The sequence below is a fragment of the uncultured Campylobacter sp. genome (assembly GCF_938045775.1).
Lineage (GTDB): Bacteria > Campylobacterota > Campylobacteria > Campylobacterales > Campylobacteraceae > Campylobacter_B.
The window spans coordinates 1-4,101 of record NZ_CALIBH010000215.1 but is presented as its reverse complement, the minus strand read 5'-3'; the positions used below and the strand labels follow the sequence as shown (position 1 = coordinate 4,101).

1 protein-coding gene is annotated in these 4,101 nt (G+C 51.8%); it reads left to right on the top strand.

What is annotated here, in order from left to right; translation table 11 throughout:
• On the top strand, positions 1 to 4,101 hold a 4,101-nt coding region (gene dnaE / locus Q0238_RS08520; protein WP_297945071.1), incomplete at both ends, for a DNA polymerase III subunit alpha.

Below are 4,101 nucleotides of genomic sequence, written 5' to 3'. Positions count from 1 at the left end.
CACCCACCTGCACCTTCACACCGAGTATTCGCTGCTAGACGGCGCGAATAAAGTAAGCGAGCTCGCCGAGCTTTTGCAGAGCCGCGGCACCAAGGCGTGCGCGATCACCGACCACGGCAATATGTTCGGCGCGATAGACTTTTATCAGACGATGAAAAAGCACGGCATCAAGCCGATCATCGGCATAGAGACCTATCTGCACAACCACGATGATATCGGCGATAAAAGCGACCGCCAGCGCTATCACTTGATACTGCTTGCCAAAAACGAGACGGGCTATAAAAATTTAATGTATCTTAGCTCGCGCGCGTTTTTGGACGGCTTCTACTACTACCCGAGGATCAACAAAAAAATTTTAAAAGAGCACAGCGAGGGGCTCATCTGCTCCTCGGCGTGCCTAGCGGGCGAGGTGGAATTTCATCTAAATAGAAGCGAGCGAAATTTAAAGCGAGGCGCGGGCGGCTACGAAGCGGCGAAAAAAGCGGCGCTTGAGTATAAAGAAATTTTCGGCGAGGATTTTTATCTAGAGATTATGCGCCACGGCATCGGCGAGCAATTAAACGTCGATAAAGACCTCATCCGCCTCTCGCGCGAAATCGGCGTCAAGATCATCGCCACCAACGACGCTCACTACTCGCGCAAGGATCGCGCCAAGGCCCACGACGTCTATCAGTGCATCTCGATGGGCAAGACGATCAACGACGGCGACCGCCTAAAACACGTCGTTTCGGAATTTTACGTAAAAAGCGACGAGGAGATGAGGCGGCTTTTTGCGGACATCCCCGAAGTGATCGAAAATACCGCCGAGATCGTGCAAAAGTGCAATCTCAAATTTGCCTTCGACGAGAAGGACTATGCGCCCACACCGCCGAATTTTAAATTTACGATCGAATACGCCGCTAGGCTCGGGCTTTCGCTGCCGCAGCCCTCGGAGCGCTATAGCTTTTCAAACGACGATTTTTTATTCGATCATCTCTGCCGCGAAGGGCTTAAAGAGCGCCTTAAATTTATCGATCCTGAGAAGCATGAAATTTATCGCGAGCGCCTGGAAAAGGAGCTTGCCATCATCAAAAACATGCATTTTTCGGGCTATATGGTCATCGTGCAGGATTTCATCAACTGGGCGAAGGATCACGATATCCCCGTAGGCCCCGGTCGCGGCTCTGCGGCGGGTAGCATCTGCGCGTATGCACTTCGCATTACCGACCTCGATCCGATCCCGTATAATCTGCTTTTTGAGCGATTTTTAAATCCGTCGCGTATCTCGATGCCCGACATCGACGTGGATTTTTGCCAGGCGCGCAGAGGCGAGGTGATCGACTACGTCATCGATCAGTACGGCAAATACAACGTCGCGCAGGTTGCGACTTTCGGTAAGCTGCTTGCGCGCGGCGTCATCCGCGACGTGGCTCGCGTCTGCGACATGCCACTTTCACAAGCCGATAAGATGGCGAAGTTGATCCCCGATAAGCTCGGTATCACGCTTACGCAGGCTTACGACGCCGAGCCGAAGCTGAAAGAATTTATCGATGCAGATCCGATCGCACAGCAGGTTTGGGAGTTTGCGCTGGGCCTTGAAGGGCTAAATCGTAACGCAGGCATGCATGCCGCGGGAGTGGTGATCTCAAACGAGCCGCTGTGGAACAAAGCGCCGCTATTTAAGCAGGATAAGGGCGAGGATGCGCGCTTGGTCACGCAATACACCAAAAACTATCTCGAGGACGTCGATCTGATAAAATTTGACTTCCTTGGCCTTAAAAACCTCGATGTGATCGATAACGCCATCAAGCTCGTCAAGCGCCGCTACGGCCGCGACATAGTTTGGGAGGAGATCGATTTTAACGATCCATGCACTTACAAAACGATTCAAAGCGGCAACACTCTGGGGATCTTCCAGATCGAGGGCGCGGGCATGCAGGATCTGGCGATGAACTTGCGCCCCGACCGCTTCGAGGATATCATCGCGATGATCTCACTCTACCGCCCGGGACCGATGGATCTAATCCCTGATTTTATCAGGATCAAACATGGCGAGCTAAAAGCAAGCTATATTTTCCCCGAGATAAAAGAAATTTTAGAGCCAACATATGGCATCATCGTCTATCAAGAGCAGGTCATGCAGATCGTGCAGAAGGTGGGCGGCTTTAGCTTGGGCGATGCCGATCTGGTGCGCCGCGCGATGGGTAAAAAGGATGAGAAGAAGCTTGCCCACATGCGCGAGCAGTATCTAAGCGGCGCTAAAGAGCTGGGCTTTGACGTAGCTAAGGCGGATGAGCTATTTGATCTGATTATGAAATTTGCCTCCTACGGCTTTAATAAATCTCACGCCGCGGCGTATTCGATGATCACCTTTCAAACAGCCTATCTTAAGACCTACTATCCGGCGGAATTTATGGCGGCGCTGCTTACTTCGGAGGAGGGCAATACCGATAAAATTTCAAAATATATCGACGAGGCGAGCCGCCTAGGTATCGGGCTTTTGCCGCCGTCGATCAATCAAAGCTTGAGAGGCTTTAGCGTCGTGGACGACGAAAATTCCAAATCAGGCACTTCGATCATCTACGGCCTAGGCGCGATCAAGGGCGTGGGCGGCGCCGCGATCGAAAATATCTTAGAGCTTCAAAGCGAGGCTAAATTTCAAAGCATCGACGATTTTGCTTCGCGCGTGGATAATTTCCGCGTCAATAAAAAGGTCATCGAGTCGCTGATCTATGCAGGCGCGATGGATTGTCTGGGTAAGAGCCGATTAGCGATGATTCAAAATATGGAAAATATCCTAGACGTGATGAAAAAAATCACCGAGATTAAAAAGGACGCCGCAAGCTCGCTTTTTGGCGAGGATGAGGATATGACGAGCGGCATGAGCGTAAGCTTCGTCGATACCGATAAGGAATTTCCGCAGGGCGAAATTTTAAAATTTGAGCAGCAGACCGTGGGCGTGTATCTCTCGGGGCATCCGCTGGATGATTACAAAGAGGAGATGGAAGGTATCGACTACACGCTATCCTCGGCGTTTAGCGAGATCGAGGGCGATAGCGCCGAGGTGCTTAGCGTAGGGCGGATCGAGGATCTGTCCACGCGCATGACGAAAACGGGCAAAAAAATGGGGATTTTAAATGTGCTTGATCTGCATGGCAGCTTCGAGCTTGCGGTGTTCGATAATGCGCTAAAGGCGATTGAAAACTTAAGCCCGCAGGAGCGAGAGCGTCCGTACGCTTTTATGATTAAAATTTCAAAAAGCGCGGTCGGCGGCGCGGCGTATCAGCTGTCGTTTCTTTCGATGATGAGCCTGCAAAACGCTCGAGATGCGAGCTTTCGTCCACGCGCGGGAGTATTTTTGAGCGAAAATCCGCTAAGAGCTTACTCTTCGCAGCTTGGAGCGATTGCACATACCAAATCGAACGAATTTGACGAACTGGTGGGCGACGAGGACGCGAGCGTTAAAATTTTATGCGTCGGCAAGATCGAAAACGTCCACACCCGCACGACCAAATCGGGTAAGCAGATGGCAAACATCACAGTGCTCGATCTTTCGGGAAGCTTCGAGATGAGCGCGTTCGGCGATATTTGCGATGCGGTCACTGCGCTAACGGATACGCAGCTGGAGCGCCCGATGGCGTTTTGGGTGCGGCTTAGCAAAAATACATCCCCTTACGGCGGCAAATATCAAATTTATCTGGATGAAATTTTAAGCCTAGATGCCGCGCAAAATATCGACGGCTACGCGCCTAGCAAGATGCGAGGCTTCGGTGGTAGGGAGCGCGGGGGCTTTAACGGCGGTAATTCCGGCTTCGGCGGAAACTTCGGAGGCGAACGAGGCGGCGGCTACGGCAGCGGGAATTTCACGGAGCGAAGGGGCGGTTTTACTGCGGAGGATCCCGCCCTTAAGGCGCGCAAAGAGCGCGAGGCACAGCGCAAAAACGCGCAAGATTTCGAGTTTGAGCTAAGCTTAGGCGAACTTAGCCGCGAGAAAATTTATAAAATTTACCACCTTGCATTTTGCGACACGGCGCTAAAAAACACCAAGCGGCTTATTCTGCGGATCCGCAACGGCAGCGAGGTGCTAGTTTATCCGACCGAATACATCGTGAGCGATAATTT